This window comes from Streptomyces sp. NRRL S-118 (assembly GCF_000716335.1).
In the GTDB taxonomy this organism is placed as follows: domain Bacteria; phylum Actinomycetota; class Actinomycetes; order Streptomycetales; family Streptomycetaceae; genus Streptomyces.
In genome coordinates this window covers 352,028-372,239 of sequence record NZ_KL591004.1, presented here as the reverse complement: position 1 = coordinate 372,239, position 20,212 = coordinate 352,028, and the positions used below count along the sequence as shown (strand labels likewise).

16 protein-coding genes and 1 riboswitch are annotated in these 20,212 nt (G+C 74.6%); of the genes, 7 read left to right on the top strand and 9 right to left on the bottom strand.

Annotation, left to right across the window (positions count from 1 at the left end):
• Positions 1–79 precede the first annotated feature (79 nt).
• Positions 80–1,015 (top strand): nucleoside hydrolase, encoded by a 936-nt coding sequence (locus IH00_RS0110975; protein ID WP_031072180.1) that lies wholly within the window; start codon positions 80–82, stop codon positions 1,013–1,015.
• Here IH00_RS0110975 and IH00_RS0110970 read toward each other — a convergent pair whose 3' ends face one another.
• The 4 genes from IH00_RS0110970 to cobN all read right to left on the bottom strand — a co-directional run bounded on the left by IH00_RS0110970 (position 1,016) and on the right by cobN (position 7,579).
• Complete coding sequence (locus IH00_RS0110970) at positions 1,016–2,188, bottom strand: DUF418 domain-containing protein (protein WP_031072178.1); 1,173 nt, start codon at positions 2,186–2,188, stop codon at positions 1,016–1,018. It lies immediately after the preceding gene.
• Between the two features lie 183 nt (positions 2,189–2,371).
• Positions 2,372–3,241, bottom strand: a complete 870-nt coding sequence (locus tag IH00_RS0110965) for an SDR family oxidoreductase (RefSeq protein ID WP_031072176.1) — start codon at positions 3,239–3,241, stop codon at positions 2,372–2,374.
• Positions 3,242–3,254: 13 nt separating this feature from the next.
• On the bottom strand, positions 3,255–3,947 hold the full coding sequence (locus IH00_RS39495) for a GNAT family N-acetyltransferase (RefSeq protein WP_063835349.1): 693 nt from the start codon (positions 3,945–3,947) through the stop codon (positions 3,255–3,257).
• Positions 3,944–7,579, bottom strand: a complete 3,636-nt coding sequence (gene cobN, locus IH00_RS0110955) for a cobaltochelatase subunit CobN (RefSeq protein ID WP_052411313.1) — start codon at positions 7,577–7,579, stop codon at positions 3,944–3,946. The genes IH00_RS39495 and cobN overlap by 4 nt, the downstream gene beginning before the upstream one ends.
• A gap of 37 nt (positions 7,580–7,616) precedes the next feature.
• Positions 7,617–7,748: riboswitch (cobalamin riboswitch) on the bottom strand.
• A 24-nt stretch (positions 7,749–7,772) separates the two neighbouring features.
• Between cobN and IH00_RS0110950 the strand changes: the two genes are divergently transcribed.
• The 3 genes from IH00_RS0110950 to IH00_RS0110940 are packed head-to-tail and all read left to right on the top strand — an operon-like array spanning position 7,773 to position 11,133.
• The gene (locus IH00_RS0110950; protein ID WP_234334817.1) at positions 7,773–8,987 is read left to right on the top strand and encodes a cobalamin biosynthesis protein CobG; all 1,215 of its coding nucleotides are present in this window, start codon (positions 7,773–7,775) and stop codon (positions 8,985–8,987) included.
• Entirely contained in the window at positions 8,984–9,631 is a 648-nt protein-coding gene (locus tag IH00_RS0110945) for a precorrin-8X methylmutase (RefSeq protein ID WP_031072169.1), read from the top strand. Before IH00_RS0110950 ends, IH00_RS0110945 begins: the two co-directional genes overlap by 4 nt.
• Complete coding sequence (locus IH00_RS0110940; RefSeq protein ID WP_031072167.1) at positions 9,628–11,133, top strand: precorrin-2 C(20)-methyltransferase; 1,506 nt, start codon at positions 9,628–9,630, stop codon at positions 11,131–11,133. Before IH00_RS0110945 ends, IH00_RS0110940 begins: the two co-directional genes overlap by 4 nt.
• Positions 11,134–11,476: 343 nt before the next feature.
• Here IH00_RS0110940 and IH00_RS0110935 read toward each other — a convergent pair whose 3' ends face one another.
• Both IH00_RS0110935 and IH00_RS0110930 read right to left on the bottom strand, forming a co-directional pair.
• Positions 11,477–12,157: a hypothetical protein gene (locus IH00_RS0110935; protein ID WP_031072165.1), complete on the bottom strand. Its 681-nt coding sequence runs from the start codon at positions 12,155–12,157 to the stop codon at positions 11,477–11,479.
• 467 nt (positions 12,158–12,624) lie between these two features.
• Positions 12,625–13,578: a helix-turn-helix transcriptional regulator gene (locus IH00_RS0110930; protein ID WP_324615782.1), complete on the bottom strand. Its 954-nt coding sequence runs from the start codon at positions 13,576–13,578 to the stop codon at positions 12,625–12,627.
• Between the two features lie 85 nt (positions 13,579–13,663).
• Here IH00_RS0110930 and IH00_RS0110925 point away from each other — a divergent pair, with 85 nt between their 5' ends.
• Positions 13,664–14,395, top strand: coding sequence for an SDR family oxidoreductase (locus IH00_RS0110925; RefSeq protein WP_031072161.1), 732 nt, complete (start codon positions 13,664–13,666; stop codon positions 14,393–14,395).
• 259 nt (positions 14,396–14,654) lie between these two features.
• Here IH00_RS0110925 and IH00_RS0110920 read toward each other — a convergent pair whose 3' ends face one another.
• Positions 14,655–15,392 carry a cobalt-precorrin-6A reductase gene (locus tag IH00_RS0110920; RefSeq protein WP_031072159.1) on the bottom strand — a complete coding sequence of 246 codons (738 nt, stop codon included), beginning with the start codon at positions 15,390–15,392 and terminating at the stop codon, positions 14,655–14,657.
• Between the two features lie 11 nt (positions 15,393–15,403).
• Between IH00_RS0110920 and IH00_RS0110915 the strand changes: the two genes are divergently transcribed.
• Positions 15,404–16,519 (top strand): cobalt-precorrin-5B (C(1))-methyltransferase, encoded by a 1,116-nt coding sequence (locus tag IH00_RS0110915; RefSeq protein ID WP_031072157.1) that lies wholly within the window; start codon positions 15,404–15,406, stop codon positions 16,517–16,519.
• Between the two features lie 339 nt (positions 16,520–16,858).
• Here IH00_RS0110915 and cobM read toward each other — a convergent pair whose 3' ends face one another.
• Positions 16,859–17,608 (bottom strand): precorrin-4 C(11)-methyltransferase, encoded by a 750-nt coding sequence (cobM, locus tag IH00_RS0110910; protein ID WP_031072155.1) that lies wholly within the window; start codon positions 17,606–17,608, stop codon positions 16,859–16,861.
• Complete coding sequence (locus IH00_RS0110905; protein WP_052411312.1) at positions 17,605–18,864, bottom strand: bifunctional cobalt-precorrin-7 (C(5))-methyltransferase/cobalt-precorrin-6B (C(15))-methyltransferase; 1,260 nt, start codon at positions 18,862–18,864, stop codon at positions 17,605–17,607. The genes cobM and IH00_RS0110905 overlap by 4 nt, the downstream gene beginning before the upstream one ends.
• A 201-nt stretch (positions 18,865–19,065) precedes the next feature.
• Between IH00_RS0110905 and IH00_RS0110900 the strand changes: the two genes are divergently transcribed.
• Positions 19,066–20,151 carry an LLM class flavin-dependent oxidoreductase gene (locus tag IH00_RS0110900; RefSeq protein ID WP_031072151.1) on the top strand — a complete coding sequence of 362 codons (1,086 nt, stop codon included), beginning with the start codon at positions 19,066–19,068 and terminating at the stop codon, positions 20,149–20,151.
• Positions 20,152–20,212: the final 61 nt, after the last annotated feature.

Here is a 20,212-nt window from a genome sequence, read left to right as displayed (position 1 = left end):
AGCCGAAGGGGCGCGCGGGCGCCTGAGGAACGGGGTCCCCCGCCGGAGGCAGGAGCCCCGCGGAGGGAAGGCGACCGCCATGCCGATTCCGGTGATCCTGGACTGCGACCCCGGTCACGACGATGCCTTCAACATCATGCTGGCCGCCGCCCACCCCGCGGTCCGGCTGCTCGGCATCACCACCGTGGCCGGGAACCAGACCGTGGAGAAGACCACCCTCAACGCCCGCCGCGTCTGCACCGCCGCCGGCATCCGGGGCGTCCCCATCGCCGCCGGGCTGGCACGGCCGCTGCGCGGGGCGGGGATCGTCGCGCGGAACATCCACGGGGAGTCGGGGCTCGACGGGCCCGGCTTCGGGGAGCCGGACGTGCCGGTCGACGGGCGGGACGCCGTCACGTTCCTGCGGGACACCCTGCTCGCGCACCCGGAGCCGGTGACGCTCGTGCCCACCGGGCCGCTCAGCAACATCGCCGCGCTCCTGCTCGCCCACCCCGGACTCGGCCCGCGGATCGGGCGGATCGTGCTGATGGGCGGGTCCACGGGCCGCGGCAACCGGACACCGGCCGCCGAGTTCAACATCCTCGCGGACCCGGAGGCGGCCGACATCGTCCTCGGCAGCGGACTGCCGGTCACCATGATCGGGCTGAACGTCAGCCACAAGGTGCTCGCCACCCCCGACGTGGTCGCCCGCATCGAGGCGCTCGGCACCCCGCTGGCGCGCCTGTGCACCGAGCTGCTGACGTACTTCGGTGCCACCTACCGCGAGGTCTTCGGCTTCCCCGCGCCGCCGCTGCACGACCCGCTGACCGTCGCCCACCTCGTCGACCCGGGGCTGATCACCCTCGTCCACGTGCCCGTCGCCGTCGAGCTGACCGGCACGCACACCCGCGGCGCCACCGTCGTCGACCTCGACGGCGTCACGGGCGCCCCGCCCAACGCGCACGTCGGCGTCGACGTGGACGTCCCCGCGTTCTGGGATCTCGTCGTCGACGCCGTGCGCGTGCTCGGGGGCTGATCAGCGCCGCAGCGCCCACTTCTGCACGGCCTCCAGCGGGCCGTGCGCGAAGCGGCGCAGCCACAGCGTGGACACCACCAGCAGCAGCGCCGAGACCGCGGCCCACAGCCCCATCACCCACCACGGCCGCCACGCGGCACCGAGCCCGGCCGCCAGGCCCAGCCCGATGCCGTACGCGGCGAACACGCACAGCACGTTCTGCAGGACGTAGCCGCTCAGGGCCATCCGGCCCACGGAGGTCAGCCCGGCCGTGAACGGCCCCGGGCGGCGCACCCGGTCCACCACCGCACCGATGAGCCCGATGTACCCGACGGCCATCAGGGGCGCCGCGCAGTACCGCCCCAGCAGGAGGTAGTCCGCGCCGGCCAGGGCCACCGCCACGTTGAGCGGCACGCCGAGCCCGAGGCCCCAGCCCAGCATCCGGGCGCGCAGCCGCCGCCCGGTGTCGCCCGCGCCGAACGCGCCCGCGCGGAAGAGCCGTACGCCCAGCAGGAACAGGAACACGAGGAGGAGGAAGCCGAAGACCGGCTCCAGGCGCAGCGCGATCGCGTTCTCCAGGCGGAAGGCGATCTGGTCGGCCCAGCTGCCGTGCGCGTACAGGTCCACGACGCGCGCGGAGACCGTGCCGGAGCCGTTGTCGGCGGTGGCCAGCGCCGCCGTCAGCAGGCCCGTCACCGCCAGGTGCAGCCCCGCCGCCCACCACATCAGCCGGCGCCGCGCCCGCTCCGAGCGCGTCAGCAGCCAGGCCACCAGCAGGGCGGTCACCGCGTACCCCATCAGCACGTCCCACGCGAAGACCAGCACGAAGTGCACGGTCCCCTCGGCGAACAGGAACAGCGCCCGCCATGTGTAGCGGCCGGGCCACGGCTGTCCGCGCCGCGCCGCCGACTCGTACTGGATCGCGAGGCCGGCGCCGAACAGGATCGTCAGCAGCGACAGGAACTTGCCGTCCGCGAGGAGCCGGAACACGCCCTCCGCGGCCTCGGGGACCGACCCGAACGACACGGCGTCCGGGCCGCCTTGCAGCACGCCCCACTCGGAGCCGGGCGCTGTGAAGACCCAGACGTTGGTCATGAGGGTGCCGAGGATGGCCACCCCGCGCAGGACGTCGAGGAGGACGAGCCGTTGCGCGGCGGCCGGCGGCGGTGAGGGTGCGCGGAGTGTGTCGGTCATGTGTTCCATCGTTCCGGCGCGCCCCGCCGGGGTCGTCGTGAGCGCAGACGAAACCGCACTACATCGAAGGGTGCAGCGGCCGGGGCCCCGGGCTCGTCCCCCACGGGGACCGGCATCGACAGGGCGGTGGACCGCCCCCGGCGCCGGGCAGCCGGCGGAGTCACGGGACGAGGAGAGGGCGGCCTACAGCAGGTGGGCCCAGGATCGCGGGTGGGCCTCCAGATGGGCGCGCAGCGTCATCGGGGGGTGGCCCGTGAGGCGGCGCACCGTGTCGGCGGTCGTGCTCATCTCGCCCGCCGCCATGGCTTCGTACGAGGTGACCCAGCCGGTGACCTCCCAGTGGTCCGCGCCGTACCCGGCGCGTGAGGCGTAGGCCTCCTCGCGGGTCTCCGGCACGTAGCGGACCGTCCGGCCGGTCGCGCGGGACAGCTCGCCGGCCACCTCGGCGAGGGTGAGCGCTTCCTCGCCGGTCACGTCGTACGTGGCGCCGTCGTGCCGCTCCCCCTCCAGGAGCACCGCCGCGGCGACGTCCGCGATGTCCTCGTGGGCGACGGCGGCGACCCGGCCCTCGCCCGCCGGGCCCCGGATCACGCCGTCCGCCCCGGCCATGGCGGGGAACGCGGCGAGGTACCAGCCGTCCCGCAGGAACGTGTGCCGCAGCCCCGACGCCTCGATGTACCGCTCGGTGTGCCAGTGGTCGCGGGCGAAGGTGAACGTCGCCTGCGGCGCGGCGTTCAGGAACGAGACGTACACGACCCGCCCGGCGCCCGCCGCGACCGCGGCGTCCACCGCCGTGCGGTGCTCCTGGATGCGGTCCGGGCTCTCGTGCGCGGAGACCAGGAACAGCGTGTCCACGCCGTCGAGGGCCCGGCGCATCGCCTCGGCGTCGCCGTACGGTGCGGGCGCGGCCTTCTGCGCTCCGGTCAGGTCGGGCAGCCGGGCCGGATCGCGGCCCAGCAGCCGTGTCCGCGCTCCGGCGTCGGCGAGGCGGCGGGCGACGCGGCCTCCGATACGGCCGGAGGCCCCGGTGACGGCGATGACGGGGGATGGCATACGGGCGAGTCTGTCAGGCGTACACCTCGGTGACCTCCAGCACGCGCGCGGTGATGCGCCCGTCCGGCGTACGGTCCGGGTCCGCCAGGTACGCCCCGTAGGCCGCCCGGGAGGGGAACGTCAGCAGGTGCACCTCCGACAGGCCGTCGGCGGTGCGCAGCCGCCGCTCCAGCCGGCCGCCGTGACGGGGGAGGAGCGCCAGCAGGGCCTCCTCGCACCGGCGGGCGTCGTCGAGTGCGCCGGCCGGGTACTCCAGCACCACGGCCACCTGGAACAGCGGCGCGGCCGACGGTTCCAGCGACTTGGCGAGGTGGACGTCGACGTGCCCGCCGGGGACGCCTTCGATACGGGCCGTCTCGGTGTACCCCAGGCGCCGGTAGAACGGCGGCGCCTGGAAGGAGTACGACGACACCACCATGCGTACGCAGCCGCGGCGCCGGGCCTCCTCCTCGGCCGCCCGCATCAGCCGCGTGCCGAGGCCGTCCTTGCGGTGGTCGTCCCGGACCCAGAGCAGCTCGACGGCGCCGAGGTCCCCCCAGGTCCAGCCGGTCACGCCGCCGGTCAGCTCGCCGGAGGCGTCGTCCGTGGCCCGCACGGAGAACGGCACGTAGTCCCCCGCGCCGGTGGCCTCGGCGTTGAACGCCGTCAGCTCCTCCTCCAGCAGCTCGGTGAGCTGCTCGTCCGCACCGCCGACCGTGATCGTCACTTGTCCTCCAGGTCGCCCTCGGCCTCCAGGTACACCTGCTTGAGCCGCTCCAGGACGCGCGGGTCCGGCTCCGCCCACATCCCGCGCGACTCCGCCTCCAGGAGCCGCTCGGCGATGCCGTGCAGGGCCCAGGGGTTGGCCTCCTGGAGGAAGGCGCGGTTCTCCTCGTCCAGGACGTACGTCTCGGTGAGCTTGTCGTACATCCAGTCGGCGACCACGCCGGTCGTGGCGTCGTACCCGAAGAGGTAGTCGACCGTCGCGGCCAGCTCGAACGCGCCCTTGTAGCCGTGGCGGCGCATCGCCTCGATCCAGCGCGGGTTGACCACGCGGGCGCGGAAGACGCGGGAGGTCTCCTCGACGAGGGTGCGGGTGCGGACGCTCTCCGGCCGGGTCGAGTCGCCGATGTACGCCTCGGGGGCCGTGCCCTTGAGCGCCCGGACGGTGGCCACCATGCCGCCGTGGTACTGGAAGTAGTCGTCGGAGTCGGCGATGTCGTGCTCGCGGGTGTCGGTGTTCTTGGCCGCCACCGCGATGCGCTTGTACGCGGTCTCCATCTCGTCGCGCGCCGGGCGGCCCTCCAGACCGCGGCCGTAGGCGTAACCGCCCCACACCGTGTACACCTCGGCCAGGTCGGCGTCGGTGCGCCAGTCGCGCGAGTCGATCAACTGGAGGATGCCGGCGCCGTAGGTCCCCGGGCGGGAGCCGAAGATGCGGGTGGTGGCGCGGCGTTCGTCGCCGTGCTCGGCGAGGTCGGCCTGCGCGTGGGCCCGTACGAAGTTGTCCGCGGCCGGCTCGTCGAGGGAGGCCGCGAGGCGGACGGCGTCGTCGAGGAGCCCGATGGTGTGCGGGAAGGCGTCGCGGAAGAAGCCGGAGATCCGCAGCGTGACGTCGATGCGCGGGCGGCCCAGCTCGTCGAGCGGGACGGGCTCCAGGCCGGTGACGCGGCGCGAGGCGTCGTCCCACACGGGCCGGATGCCGAGGAGGGCGAGCGCCTCCGCGACGTCGTCACCGGCGGTGCGCATGGCGCTGGTGCCCCACAGCGACAGGCCGACGGAGGTGGGCCAGTCGCCGTTGTCGGTGCGGTAGCGGTTCAGCAGCGAGTCGGCGAGGGCCTGGCCGGTCTCCCAGGCGAGGCGCGAGGGCACGGCCTTGGGGTCGACGGAGTAGAAGTTGCGGCCGGTCGGCAGGACGTTGACCAGGCCGCGCAGCGGCGAGCCGGAGGGGCCGGCCGGGACGAAGCCGCCGTTCAGGGCGTGGACCGCGTGGTCCAGCTCGTCGGTGGTGGCGGCCAGCCGCGGCACGACCTGGCGGGCGGCGAAGTCGAGGATCTCGGCGACGGCCTTGTCGTACCCCTCCGCCACACCGGCGACGGCGGCCGGGTTCCAGTCGGCGGCCTCCATCGCCTCGACCAGGGCGCGGGCCGTGGCCTCCGCCTCGTCGGCGGTGGTACGGGTCGCGGCGGACTCGTCCAGGCCGAGTGCCTCGCGCAGACCGGGCAGGGACTGCGTACCGCCCCAGATCTGGCGGGCGCGCAGGATCGACAGGACCAGGTTGACCCGCTCGGGGCCGGCGGGGGCACCGCCGAGGACGTGCAGGCCGTCGCGGATCTGCGCGTCCTTGACCTCGCAGAGCCAGCCGTCGACGTGGAGGAGGAAGTCGTCGAAACCGTCGTCGTCCGGGCGGTCCTCCAGACCGAGGTCGTGGTCGAGCTTGGCCGCCTGGATCAGCGTCCAGATCTGCGCGCGGATGGCGGGCAGCTTGGACGGGTCCATGGAGGAGATCTGCGCGTACTCGTCGAGGAGCTGCTCCAGGCGCGTGATGTCGCCGTACGACTCGGCGCGGGCCATCGGCGGCACGAGGTGGTCGATGAGCGTGGCGTGCGCGCGGCGCTTGGCCTGGGTGCCCTCGCCGGGGTCGTTGACGAGGAACGGGTAGACCAGCGGCAGATCGCCGAGGGCCGCGTCCGGGCCGCAGGCGGCGGACAGGCCGGCGTTCTTGCCGGGCAGCCACTCCAGGTTGCCGTGCTTGCCGAGGTGGACCATGGCGTCGGCGCCGAAGCCGCCGTCGGACCGCGGGGTGGCGATCCAGCGGTAGGCGGCCAGGTAGTGGTGCGACGGCGGCAGATCGGGGTCGTGGTAGATCGCGATCGGGTTCTCGCCGAAGCCGCGCGGCGGCTGGATGAGGACCAGCAGGTTCCCGCGGCGCAGGGCGGCGAGGACGATGTCGCCCTCCGGGTTGCGGGAGCGGTCCAGGAACATCTCGCCGGGCGGCGGCCCCCAGCGCTGCTCGACGTTCGCACGCAGCTCCTCGGGGAGCGTGGCGTACCAGCGCTTGTAGTCGGCGGCCGGGATGCGGACCGGGTTGCGGGCGAGTTGCTCCTCGGTGAGCCAGTCCTGGTCGTGGCCGCCGGCCTCGATCAGGGCGTAGATCAGCTCGTCGCCGTCGCCGGACGCCAGGCCCGGCACGTCCTCGGTGCCGAAGTCGTAGCCCTCCTCGCGCAGCCGGCGCAGCAGCGCCACGGCGGAGGCGGGGGTGTCGAGGCCGACGGCGTTGCCGATGCGGGAGTGCTTGGTCGGGTACGCGGACAGCACCAGCGCCAGGCGCTTGTCGGCGTTCGGGATGTGGCGCAGCCGGGCGTGGCGCACCGCGGTCCCGGCGACGCGGGCGGCGCGTTCGGCGTCGGCGACGTACGCCGGGAGCCCGTCGGCGTCGATCTCCTTGAAGGAGAACGGCACGGTGATGAGCCGGCCGTCGAACTCGGGGACGGCGACCTGGCTGGCGGCGTCGAGCGGGGAGAGGCCCTCGTCGTTCTCCTCCCAGGCGGAGCGCGGCCCGGTCAGGCACAGGGCCTGGAGGATCGGCACGTCGAGCGCGGCGAGCGCGCCCGCGTCCCAGGCCTCCTCGTCCCCGCCGGCCTGCGCCTCGGCGGGCTTGGTGCCGCCGGCGGCGAGGACCGTGGTGACGACGGCGTCGGCGGCGCGCAGGGTGTCGAGCAGCTCGGGCTCGGGAGCGCGCAGGGACGCCACGTACAGGGGGAGGGGCCGGCCGCCCGCGTCCTCGACGGCGTCGCACAGGGTGTGGATGAACGCCGTGTTCCCGCTCATGTGGTGGGCGCGGTAGTACAGCACGGCGACGGTCGGGCCGGTGCCGTCCTTCGGCGCGGGCCGCTCCAGCGGGCCCCAGGTGGGCGCGGCGGCCGGGGGCTCGAAGCCGTGCCCGGTGAGCAGCACGGTGTCGGACAGGAAGCGGGCGAGCTGCTCCAGGTTGTCCGGTCCGCCGTGGGCGAGGTAGGCGTGCGACTCGGCCGCGATGCCGATGGGGACGGTGGAGGTCTCCATCAGCTGGGCGTCGGGAGCCTGTTCGCCGGTGAGGACGACCAGCGGCTTCCGGCTCGCGCGCAGCGCGTCCAGCCCCTCCTCCCAGGCGCGGATGCCGCCGAGGAGGCGTACGACGACGAGGTCGGCGCCGTCCAGGCAGGCGGGGAGGTCGTCCAGCGGGAGGCGGGCCGGGTTGGCGAACCGGTACGCGACGGGCCCGCCGGCCGCGCGGGCGCTCAGCAGGTCGGTGTCGGAGTGCGACAGCAGCAGGATCGTGGTGGCGGAAGTCGTCGCCTCGGTCGTCGCGTGCGTCATGGCGTGCGCTGGCCTTCCTCGGGGTGTCCGCGCCCCGGGTGGTCGTAGGACGGCGGGAGTTCCTGACTCGCCCGGTCCGGGGTGGCCGGGCTCACAGTGGCGGGACCGCGCCGGATTCTCACCGGGCTTCCTCCCTAGGGCCCTGGGACCCTGTGCCGTCTGCATAGTAGAGGCTGCGCGTATGCTCGCCGCCATGCCGCCCAGCTCACCAAACCCCCAGGACCGGGGTGAAGCTCACATACGGGACCGCGGCCGGGACCGCGCCGGTGACGTCGTGCGGGACCGCGGCGACGCCTGCCCGGGTGCGCTGCGGCTGCACCGGGCCGACGACGGGTCGCTCGCCCGACTCCGGCTGCCCACCGGCGTGCTGACGGCCCATCAGGTCGAGGTGCTGGCGGAGGCGGCGGACCGCCTGGGCGACGGGCACCTCTCCCTCACCTCCCGCGGCAACATCGAGCTGCGCGGCCTCGGCGAGGGCTGCGGGCTCGGACTGGCGGAGGTGCTGCGCGAGGCCGGGCTGCTGCCCGCCTCCGAACGCCACGAGCGCGTACGGAACATGGTCGTCTCACCGCTCGCCGGGTCGGACGTGACGGCATGGGCGTACCGGCTGGACGAGCTGCTGTGCGGCGAGGACTGGACGACGGAGCTGTCGGGCCGCTTCCTGTTCGCCGTGGACGACGGACGGGGCGACGTCGCGGCCCTGGGCGCCGATGTGACGTTGCTCGCAGAGGCCGCCGGTACCGCCCTGGTGCGCGTCGCGGACGCGGCGTACCGGGTCTCCGCCGCCGACGCGCCGCGCGCCGCGCTGGCCGCGGCGGAGGCGTTCCTCGCGGCGGCCCGGGCGGCGGGCACGGGTGCGTGGCGGGTGCGGGAGCTGCCCGCGGGGCAGGACGTGAACGTGACGGCACACCTTCAGCGCGCAGCGGTCGCGGCGGAGCGGGTGACGGGCGCGGAGCTGCCGGCCGGCGCACCGCCCGCGCCCGGTGCGACCGGCGACGGAACCGTGTGCGTCCTGGCCCGCCTCGGCCGGGTGACCTCCGGCCAGTTCCGCGCACTGCTGCCGGCCCGGGAGGTACGGGTCACCCCGTGGCGGGGTTTCGTCCTGCCGGGCTTCGCCGGCCCGGCGGCCGCGCGGGAGCGGCTGCGCGCCCTCGACGCGGCCGGTTTCATCACCCGTGCCGACTCCCCCTGGGCCGGCGTCAGCGCCTGCACCGGACGGCCGGGCTGCGCCAAGTCCCTGTCCGACGTGCGGGCGGACGCGCGGCCCCGCGAGGGTGCGCTGCCCGTGCACTGGTCGGGCTGCGCCCGCCGGTGCGGCCATCCGCAGGGCGCGTGGACCGACATGGTGGCGACCGGCGAAGGCGCGTACCAGGTGACCGTGGTGACCGTACAAGGATCGACGAAATGAGCGAGAGCAGAGTGTTCGACTACGAGAAGGACGGGGCGGAGATCTACCGCCAGTCCTTTGCCACGATCCGCTCCGAGGCGGATCTCGCGGGCCTGCCCGCCGACGTCAGCCAGGTCGCCGTGCGGATGATCCACGCCTGCGGCATGGTCGACCTCGTCCAGGACCTCGCCTGGACGCCGGACGTGGTCGTCCGCGCCCGCGAGGCTCTGCGCGCCGGGGCGCCGATCCTGTGCGACGCGCAGATGGTCGCCAGCGGCGTCACCCGCAAGCGGCTGCCCGCCGGCAACGACGTGGTCTGCACGCTCTCCGACCCCGCCGTGCCCGCGCTCGCCGCCGAGCTGGGCACCACGCGCAGCGCGGCCGCCCTGGAGCTGTGGCGCGACCGCCTCGAAGGGGCCGTGGTCGCGATAGGCAACGCGCCGACCGCCCTCTTCCGGCTCCTGGAGATGATCGACGCGGGCGCCCCGCGCCCTGCGGCGGTGCTCGGCATCCCGGTCGGCTTCATCGGCGCGGCCGAGTCGAAGGACGCGCTGGCGGCCCGCCCGGACCTGGACCACCTGGTGGTGCGCGGCCGGCGGGGCGGCAGCGCGATGGCGGCGGCCGCGATCAACGCGATCGCGCACGAGGCGGAGATCCAGGCATGAGCGGCAAGCTGTACGGCGTGGGGCTCGGCCCCGGCGACCCGGACCTGATGACGGTCGCGGCGGTGAAGGCCATCGCGGCCGCCGACGTGATCGCGTACCACTGCGCGCGCCACGGCCGGTCGATCGCCCGCTCCATCGCGGCGGAGCACATCCGCGAGGACCACGTCGAAGAGCGCCTGATGTACCCGCTGACGGTGGAGACCACCGACCACCCGGGCGGCTACCGGGGTGCGCTGAACGACTTCTACGAGGAGGCGTCCGCCCGCCTGGCGGCCCACCTGGACGCGGGCCGCACGGTCGCGGTCCTGGCCGAGGGCGACCCGCTCTTCTACGGCTCGTACCAGCACATGCACAAGCGTCTGGCCCCTCGCTACGAGACCGAGGTGATCCCCGGTGTCACCTCGGTGAGCGCGGCGGCGGCCCGGCTCGGCGAGCCGCTGTGCGAGGCCGAGGAGGTCCTCACGATCATCCCCGGCACCCTGCCGGAGGACGAGCTGACGGCACGGCTCGCGGCCACCGACTCGGCGGTCGTGATGAAGCTCGGCCGGACGTTCCCGACGGTCCGGCGCGCGCTGGAGCGGGCGGGCCGGCTGGAGGACGCCCGGTACGTGGAGCGGGCGTTCATGTCCGGCGAACGCACCGGTGCGCTGGCCACCGTCGATCCGGGGACGGTGCCGTACTTCTCGGTGGCCGTCCTGCCGTCCCGCATCGACGCGGAGGCCCCGGAGGCCCGGGAGACCGGCGGCGAGGTCGTGGTGGTCGGCACCGGCCCGGCGGGCGCGCCGTGGCTGACGCCCGAGTCGCGCGGCGCCCTGGTGAACGCCGACGACCTCGTCGGCTACACCACCTACCTCGACCGGGTGCCGGTGCTCCGGCCCGGGCAGCGGCGGCACGGCTCGGACAACAAGGTCGAGTCGGAGCGCGCCGAGTTCGCCCTGGACCTGGCCCGGCGCGGGCGGCGGGTCGCGGTGGTGTCGGGCGGCGACCCGGGCGTCTTCGCCATGGCGACGGCCGTCCTGGAGGTCGCCTCCCAGGACCCGTACCTGGACGTGCCGGTGCGTGTCCTGCCGGGCGTGACCGCGGCGAACGCGGCCGCGGCGAAGGCCGGCGCCCCGCTGGGCCACGACTACGCGACGATCTCCCTCTCGGACCGGCTCAAGCCCTGGGAGGTCATCGCCGGGCGGCTGGCCGCGGCGGCCGCGGCCGACCTGGTCCTCGCGCTCTACAACCCCGGCTCGCGCAGCCGCACCTGGCAGGTCGCCAAGGCCCGCGAACTCCTCCTGGAGCACCGTGCCCCCGACACCCCGGTGGTCGTGGCCCGCGACGTCGGCGGCCCGGAGGAGTCGGTCCGCGTCCTGCCCCTCGTGGACCTCGACCCGGCCGAGGTCGACATGCGCACCCTGCTCCTGATCGGCTCCTCGCAGACGCAGGCGGTCCGGCGGGGCGGCGAGGGTGACGACCGCGTGGTGGCGTGGACACCGCGGAGGTACCCGGAGGCGTGACGGCTGCGGACCGCGCGGGCGGGTGCGCCGCGCCGGCGCGGTCCGCGGGGCGCGGGGGGTGCGGGACGCGGGCACGCGGAGTGCAGGGCGGGTAGGGCGTACCGCGCGCGGCGCGTGCGGGGCGGGCGCCGCGTCCGCGTGGGCCGCGTGTCGCGCAGGGCGTACCGCGCGCGGGGCGTGCGGACGCGGCGCATGCGCCCGCGTGCGGTACGCCCGGGCGGGCAGGCCCTTCCGGTGCTCCCGGAGCATCCGGGGCCCGGCAGGCCGCCGGCCCGGTGCGCACCGTCACGCCCACGTGACGGTGCACCCGGCCGGCGGCCCCGCCGGGCCGGACCCGCCCGCGTCAGTGCTGCTGGACGAACGCCCGGCCCCGGTGGCCGGCGTCGGCGGAGCAGGACCGCTTCTCCGCGTCCGTCATCTTGCGGGACTTCACGACGACCGCGTTGTTCCTGCCGTCCGTGCCGTTCTTGGCGGGACCGGTGATGGTGTCCTGCCAGAACCAGTAGTAGTGCCCCCACTTGGGGCTGTCGTAGTGGGTCTGCCAGGTGCCGGAGACCTTCTGCATCACCTGGGCGCGGGAGATCCAGCCCACCTCGCCGGGCTTGACCGTCATGGTGAGTGAGCTGCTCTCGGAGTGCGTGCTGGACCAACTGTGGCTGTAACTCGCCGTCACGCTGAGGTCCACCATGCCGGCGATCTTGCCACCCGCGGTGACCGAGACGCCGAGGGAGTCGGTGGAGCCGACGGTGTCGTCCCAGGACATGGTCTGCGTGGTGTCCGAAGTGCTGCAGTTGTAGAGGGAGTCGGACACCTGGCGGAACTCGCCCAGGTACGCCTCGCCGATCCTCGGCTCGTTGAACGTGCACTTGCCCAGGCCGGACGCGCAGTCCGCCATGAGTTCCTGCCGGGTGGGCTCGGCCCCGGCGGCCGCCGCGGGCATCGTGCCCGCGGCCGTGATCCCGCAGACCGCCACCGCCGTGGCGAGCGCTCGGCCGCCGTACCGCGTGACGCGGTTCTTCGTCATTCTCCGTACCTTTCACGTGCATGGGGGGCCGGCGTACGGAACGGGCACTGCCCGCGCCCGGGACGCCGCCTGGTGCGGCGCCGATTGTTGCCGACGGCCCACCCCAATGACCCTCCTCAGTCACCGGAGTTGGCCGGAAATGCACTACGGGGGGAAGCCCCACCCGAGATCGGGGAGCCTGCCGGATGGGACCTGGCCGGCGGCTCCGCGACGCTTTTCCCATGACGCGAACCACGACCCGCCCCGCCCTGCCGATCGCCGCGCTCGCCACGCCACTGCTCACGGTCGCCGCACCGGTGGCGACCGCCGCACCACACGCCCCGCCCGCACCACCGGGCCGTACCCCGCCGCGCGCGCTCGACGGGAGACCCTGCGATCCGCCCGCCGACGGCCTGAACCGGCATGCGTCACGGACACCGCAGGTTCTGTCGAGCGGTTGGTGCCATCGGCTGAGAGGGGGCGTCTGTTCATATGGCGCCCGCGCAGTGCCGCGACACCTGCCGCAACGCTTCCAGCAACGCAGGGGGACGGTCCACGGTGAACGGCAGGCCGAGCGCGGCGAGGTAGACGGCCAGTGTCAGCGGCGTGGCGGCGCCCATGTGCAGCAGGCACCGCTGGTCGTCGAGAGGCTCGACCCGGGCTACTGGCGGTACCCGCTCGCTGACTGCCGCGGCCGGCGCCTGCACGGTCGCGACCGTGCGACAGGGTCCCAGTGTCGAGGCCACGCCTTTGGTCACGAAGTCGATGGCGTCCCCCGGCGGCAGAGACCGGCCGGGAAAGGAGGGCCCCAGGGGCGTACGTGGCCTGAGCCGGTCGATGCGGAACATCCGCCAGTCGTTGCGATCGACATCCCACGCCACCAGATACCAGCGTCGCCCGGTCGACACGAGGCGGTGCGGTTCGGCGTCGCGCACGGTGGCATTCCCCTCGTGATCGCAGTAGTCGAACCGCACCCGCCGCCGGTCCCGGCAGGCGCCGGCCAGCGTGGTCAGCACGTCGCCGTCGACGGCCGGGCCTTTCCCGGGCAGGGGCACCGTGGAGGCCGCGAGCGCGGCCACACGGGGGCGCAGTCGGGCCGGCAGCACCTGTTCGAGCTTGGCCAGCGCACGTAGAGACGTCTCCTCGATGCCGCCCACCGCCTGGGCCGTGGCCGTACGCAGGCCGATCGCCACCGCAACCGCCTCCTCGTCGTCCAGCAGCAGGGGTGGCAGCCGGGCGCCGGAACCCAACCGGTAGCCACCCGCGGTGCCGGAGGTAGCCGCCACCGGGTAGCCGAGGTTGCGGAGCCGTTCGATGTCGGAGCGGATGGTCCTGGTGCTGACGCCGAGCCGGTCGGCCAGCTCTGGCCCTGGCCAGTCGGTGCGGGACTGGAGTAGCGACAACAGCCGCAGCAGGCGCGCCGCAGGGTCTCTCGTGGTCATGTCGTTCAGTCTTTCTGCCATCGCGGAAGTCCGGCTGCCGCAACGGCCGCCATGGTGAGGGCTCCTCGAACAGAAGGGGACATCCATGCAAGCGACAGTGGTGACGGGCGGGTCACGCGGGATCGGGCGGGCCGTGGTCGAACGGCTCGTGGGCGACGGCGCCACGGTGGTGTTCAGCTACGCCGCCGACGAGCAGGCGGCTCTGCAGGTGGAAGAGGCGTGCGGGGGGCGGGCCGTCGCCGTGCGCGCGGACGCGGCCGACCTCGACCAGATGGAACGACTGTTCGCTACGGCGGACAAGGTGTTTGCCGACAGAGCCGCGGGTCCGCTCACTGCACTGGTGAACAACGCGGGTGTCATCGATCATTCGCCGATCGACGAACTGACCCCGGAGAGGTTCGAGCGGGTGATGGCGGTCAACGTACGCGGCGCGTTCTTCGCAGTGCAGGCGGCAGCCCGCCGGATGGCCGACGGCGGCCGGATCGTCACGATCTCCTCCACCGGCACCGCCTGGCCCAGCGCGGGCGAGTCGGTGTACGCCGCGAGCAAGGCGGCGATCGAGCAGCTCACCCGGGTCACCTCCCGGGAACTGGGGCGGCGCGGGATCACGGTCAACGCGGTATCGCCCGGCCCCACCGATACGGACATGCTGCGCGCCAACACCCCGCCGGAAGCGGTAGCCGGAGTGGCGCACATGACGGCTCTGGGCCGGGTGGGCACTCCCGCCGACATCGCCGCCGTTGTCGCGCTGCTGCTCACCCCCGATGCTGGGTGGCTGACCGGTCAGAACCTCGTGGCCGACGGGGGCCTGGTGTGACATGGGGCGGAGCCTGTGGTGCTCTGGGCAGACATCGCACAGGTCGGCGGTAGCAGTCGATGGTGCAGGTGATGGCGGTCGGAGCCGTCCGGTGGAGCTCAACGGGAGGACGCTGGACTCCGGCTCGTACGTCCTGGAGTACGACTTCGACGCATAGGCATCGCCGGCCTGGCCTCAGGGGGCGTGGACCTGTCACCGAGGAGCCGGACCACGCCGGGTGCGACGGCAGGGGCGCGGCGCAGCACCCGGGGCTCAGGGCTCAGCGAGTCGCCAGCGTCGCCGCCCACGCCGCCGCCTCCTCCACCGTCCCGGCCACCGGGACCCCCTCCGGGGCCGGGGGCCGGCGGATCAGGACCACCGGGAGCCCGGCCTCGCGGGCGGCCCGGAGCTTCGGGGCGGTCGCCGCGGCGCCGCTGTCCTTGGTGACCAGGACGTCGATCGCGTGGCGGCGCAACACCTCCCGCTCGCCGGGCAGGGTGAAGGGCCCGCGGTCGAGGAGGACCTCCAGGCGGGGCGGGAACGGGGGCTCCGGGGGGTCGACCGAGCGGAGGAGGAACCAGGCGTCCGTCACGTGGGCGAAGGACGCCAGGCCCATGCGGCCGGTGGTGAGGAAGATGCGGCGGCCCAGGGCGCGAGCCGCCTCCGCGGCCTGCGCCAGGGTGTCCACCGGGTGCCAGTCGTCGCCGTCGACCGGGGCCCACCCGGGACGGCGGAGCGCGAGCAGGGGAACATGGGCTTCGGCGGCCGCCCGGGCCGCGTTGGAACTGATGGTGTCCGCGAAAGGATGAGTGGCGTCGATGACCGCGTCCACCTGGTGCTCGCGCAGCCAGCGGGCGAGGCCCTCGGCGCCGCCGAAGCCGCCGATCCGCACCTCGCCCGGCGGCAGCCTGGGAGCGGCGACGCGGCCCGCGAGCGAGGTCGTCACCCGCGCGGTGCCGTGGAGGGACTCGGCCAGGCGGCGGGCCTCGGTCGTGCCGCCGAGGAGGAGTATGTGCACGGTGACGGTCCATGGGTGAGGCGACGGGTGGGCGTAGTGCGCAACTCAAGCACACCGGGCTCCGGGCCGGCTGGACCACCGGGGCCTGCGCCACGGCGGCCACGACCGCCGCGTACACGGCGCTGCTGACCGGGGAGTTCCCCGACCCGGTGAGCATCGCGCTGCCCAAGGGGCAGACGCCGGCCTTCGCGCTCGCGGCCGAGGAGCTCACCGGCACGTCCGCCATGGCCGGGATCGTGAAGGACGCCGGGGACGACCCCGATGTGACGCACGGCGCGCTGGTCAGGGTCACGGTCAGGAAGCTCCCGCCGGGCGCGGGGGTGGTCTTCCGGGCGGGGTCCGGCGTCGGGACGGTGACCCGGCCCGGGCTGCCGCTGGAGGTCGGCGAACCGGCCATCAACCCCGTCCCGCGGCAGATGATGCGTGAGCACATCGCGCGGGTCGCCGCCGCGCACGGCGGCACCGGGGATGTCGAGGTCACCGTCTCGGTGGATCACGGCGAGGAGATCGCCCGTTCCACGTGGAACCCCCGCCTGGGGATCCTGGGCGGGCTGTCGATCCTGGGGACGACCGGGATCGTGGTGCCGTACTCGTGCTCGGCCTGGATCGACTCCATCCGGCGCGGTGTGGACGTGGCCCGGGCGGCGGGCCGCACGCACGTCGCCGGCTGCACGGGGTCGACGTCCGAGAAGACGGTCGTGTCGCTGTACGGGCTGCCCGAGGACGCGCTGCTGGACATGGGCGACTTCGCGGGGGCGGTGCTCAAGTACGTGCGCAGGCACCCCGTCGAGCGGCTCACCATCTGCGGCGGCTTCGCCAAACTGTCCAAGCTGGCCGCCGGGCACCTGGACCTGCACTCGGCACGCTCCCAGGTCGACAAGGGGTTCCTGGCCGGGCTGGCCCGCGCGGGCGGCGCCGACGAGGAGCTGGCGGCGGAGGTGGCCGGGGCCAACACCGGGCTCGCCGCGCTCCAGCTGTGCACGGCCCGCGGCGTACCGCTGGGCGACCTGGTCGCGGCCGCGGCCCGCGACCAGGCACTGGACGTCCTGCGCGGCGCCCCGGTCCGGGTGGACGTGGTCTGCATCGACCGCGCCGGGAACGTGGTGGGCCGCAGCGCCGTCGGCTGAGGCTCCGCCCTTCCGGCCGGGACCTCCCGGGCCCTCCCGGACCCTCTCGGCCCCTCCCGGCCTGGATCCCGTCCACCCCCGGCCGATGCATCCGGTCGCACCCGGCCGATACCTCCGGTCGCACCCGGCCGATACCTCCGGTCGCACCCGGCCGATACCTCCGGTCGCACCCGGCCGATACCTCCGGTCGCACCCACCGTAGGTCGGGTGACGTCGGCGGGAAGCGACCACCCGGTCTCGGCTCCGTGGTGACGTTCGACCGGGGCGGCAGGAGCTCACCCACCCCGGCCGGGACCGGGACGGCGCCGAGGTCGGCGAGGTGTGCGGGGTCGACCGTGGTCAGCAGACGTGCCGGTCGCGCTCCGGCGAGTACAGGTGGCTGTCCCGGAACTGGGTCGCGCCCAGCGTGCGGCCCACGAGGATGACCGCCGTGCGCGTGATGCCGGCCTCCTTCGTGGCGGCAGCGATGTCGGCGAGCGTGCCCCGCAGGACGACCTCGTCCGGGCGGCTGGCCATGGCGACGACGGCGGCGGGGCAGTCCTCGCCGTAGTGCGGCACCAGCTCGGCGACGACCCGGTCGACGTAGCGGGCCGCCAGGTGCAGCACCAGCAGCGCGCCGCTGCGGCCCAGCGTCGCGAGGTCCTCGCCCTGCGGCATCGGCGTGGCCTGCTCGGCGATCCGCGTCAGGATCACGGTCTGGCCAACGGTCGGCACGGTGAGCTCCCGCTTCAGCGCGGCCGCCGCGGCGGCGAAGGCCGGTACGCCCGGGACGACCTCGTAGGGGATGCCGGCCGCGTCGAGCCGCCGCATCTGCTCGGCCACGGCGCTGAAGACGGACGGGTCGCCGGAGTGGAGCCGGGCGACGTCGTGGCCCTCCTCATGGGCGCGGACCAGCTCGGCGGTGATCGCGTCCAGGTCGAGCCGGGCGGTGTCGACGAGCCGGGCGTCCGGCGGGCACTCGGCGAGCAGCTCGCGCGGCACCAGGGAGCCCGCGTACAGGCACACCTGGCAGGAGGCGAGGGTACGGGCGCCGCGCACGGTGATGAGGTCGGCGGCGCCGGGGCCCGCCCCGATGAAGTAGACGGTCATCGTGGAACTTCTCCAGGCTTGGTTACGGACCATTGCGTGACCGGCATGGCCTGGCGCCAGCCGGTGAAACCGCCCACCGGGACGGCGTGCGCGACGGAGAGCCGTACGAGCTCGCCGCCGTACCGCCGGTGGCGATCGGCGAGCACCGCCTCGGACTCGAGGGTCACGGTGTTGGCGACCAGCCGCCCGCCCGGGCGCAGGGCGTCCCAGCAGGCGTCCAGCAGCCCGGGTGCGGTCAGGCCGCCGCCGATGAACACCGCGTCGGGCGCGGGCAGACCGGCCAGGGCCCCAGGTGCGGCCCCGGTGACCACCCGCAGTGCGGGCACGCCCAGCACCTCCGCGTTGTGGGCGATGCGGTCGGCGCGTCCGGCGGAGCGCTCCACCGTGATCGCGCGGCAGGAGGGGTGGGTGCGCATCCACTCGATGCCGATCGAGCCGGAGCCGCCGCCCACGTCCCACAGCAGCTCGCCCGGCGCGGGCGCGAGCGCGGCGAGCGTCGCGGCGCGCACGTGCCGCTTGGTGAGCTGGCCGTCGTGGTCGTAGGCCGCGTCCGGCAGGCCGGGCACGGCTCCCAGCCGCAGCGCGCCGCCGGCCCGCACGCAGGTGACGGCGATGACGTTCAGGGGGTCGCCGGGCGGGTGCTGCCAGGTGTCCGCAGTGCCGGACAGCCGGTTCTCGCGCTCCGAGCCGAGCTGCTCCAGCACGTCCAGGCGGCTGGGCCCGAACCCGCGCTCGCGCAGCAGCTCCGCCACCTCGCCGGGCGTCCGCGCGCCCGCGGCGAGGACCAGCAGCCGCCGGCCGTCGTGCAGTGCGGCGGCCAGCGACGCGAGCGGCCGGCCGACCAGCGTGACCGTCGTGGTGTCCTCCTGCGGCCAGCCGAGGCGGGCGCAGGCGTACGAGACGGACGACGGGTGCGGCAGGACGTGCAGCCGCTCGGGGCCGACGGTCTCGGCGAGCGCGCGGCCGATCCCGTAGAACATGGGGTCGCCGCTGGCCAGTACCGCGACGGTGCGCCCGGCGTGCTCGTCGAGCAGCCGGGGCACGGCGGGGCGCAGCGGCGAGGGCCAGGCGACGCGCTCGGCGCGGCACGCGTCGTGGGGAAGGAGGGCGAGCTGCCGGTCACCGCCGATGACGACCTCGGCGGTGCGCAGGGCGTCGCGGGAGGCGTCGGCGAGCCCGGCCCAGCCATCCGCGCCGATGCCGACGACGGTCACGGGGACGGTGCCCGGGGCGACGGGGGGTATGGGGCTGCTCACGGGCCGGAACCCTACCCGGTGGTGTCCGGGGGTCCCACCAGTGGCTTTCCGGTGGCGTTCCGGTGGCTGCTTCGGCGCGGGTTCGCCAAGGTGGAGGAGCAGCCGGCGAAGCTGCGCCGGAGCCCGCGCGGGTGCGGGGCGCGAACAGGCGGATCGCCGGGGGAACGCGCCCGCGTCCGGGAAGCGAGAGGTGTGAGCGCGATGGAGTTCGGGATCTTCACGGTCGGCGACGTGACACCCGACCCGGCCACCGGCCGTGCCCCGACCGAGCACGAGCGGATCAGATCGATGGTCACCCTCGCCCTCAAGGCGGAGGAGGTCGGGCTGGACGTCTTCGCCACCGGTGAGCACCACAACCCGCCGTTCGTGCCGTCCTCCCCGACGACGCTGCTCGGGTACGTCGCCGCCCGCACCCGCCGGCTCGTGCTGTCGACGTCCACGACCCTGATCACCACCAACGACCCGGTGAAGATCGCCGAGGACTACTCGATGCTCCAGCACCTCGCGGACGGGCGCGTCGACCTGATGCTGGGGCGCGGCAACACCCCGCCGGTGTACCCGTGGTTCGGACAGGACATCAGCCAGGGCATCCCGCTCACCGTCGAGAACTACGGACTCCTCCACAAGCTGTGGAGGGACGAGGTGGTCGACTGGAAGGGGCACTTCCGTACGCCGCTGGAGGGTTTCACCGCCACACCGCGGCCGCTGGACGGGGTGCCGCCGTTCGTCTGGCACGGCTCCATCCGGTCCCGGGAGATCGCCGAGCAGGCCGCGTACTACGGGGACGGCTTCTTCCACAACAACATCTTCTGGCCCTCCGAGCACACCCGGCAGATGGTCACGCTCTACCGCGAGCGGTACGCCCACTACGGGCACGGCGCACCCGAGCAGGCCATCGTGGGCCTGGGCGGCCAGGTCTTCATGCGCCGCCGCTCGCAGGACGCGGTCCGCGAATTCCGGCCGTACTTCGACAACGCACCGGTGTACGGGCACGGGCCGACCCTGGAGGAGTACACGGCCCGGACCCCGCTGACGGTCGGTTCGCCGCAGCAGGTCGTCGAACGCACCCTCGGCTTCCGGGAGGTGGCGGGCGACTACCAGCGCCAGCTGTTCCTGATGGATCACGCAGGGCTGCCGCTGAAGACCGTCCTCGAACAGCTCGACATGCTCGGCGAGGAGGTCGTGCCCGTGCTGCGCGCGGAGTTCGCGGCCCTGCGGCCCGCGGGGGTCCCGGAGACGGCCCCGCCGCACCCGGCCACTCTCCGCCGCGGCCCCGACGGTGCCTGACCGCTCCGGGGGTCTGCCGACCGGCGCCCGCCGCGTCCGCCGCGTCCGCCGGAGCCGCCGC